Annotated in this window: 1 protein-coding gene; it reads right to left on the bottom strand. The window is 64.2% G+C overall.

Going from position 1 to position 265, the window contains the following annotated elements:
* Positions 1-265, bottom strand: a 265-nt coding sequence (locus R0J87_RS21330; protein ID WP_498888794.1) for a sigma-70 factor domain-containing protein, incomplete at both ends; no start/stop codon positions are given.

Raw genomic sequence — 265 nt, 5'->3', positions numbered from 1 at the left:
ACTCGCCCGCCTTCGCAAGACGGGAGTACTTCTGCTCCTCTTCGACGGTGAGGAGCGGCTTAACGCTGATGCGGTTCAGATAATGCTGGATCGTGTCGGCCGTTAGCTCGGCCTGCAGCAGCGCGCGGAAGTCGTCGGCGTCGGGCACGACCTCGGCCGCGCCTTCGCGCGCGTCGCCGCCTTCTTCCGCGCTTTGACGCTCGTCGAGTTCGCGTTCTTCAACAGTCTCTTCTTCCGCTTCGGAAGCGCCGCTTTCGTCCACCGA

The organism is Halomonas sp. SIMBA_159 (assembly GCF_046536035.1).
GTDB lineage: Bacteria > Pseudomonadota > Gammaproteobacteria > Pseudomonadales > Halomonadaceae > Vreelandella > Vreelandella venusta_A.
Note: the sequence above shows the minus strand (reverse complement) of the source record. Positions and strands in the feature narration are given on the sequence as shown.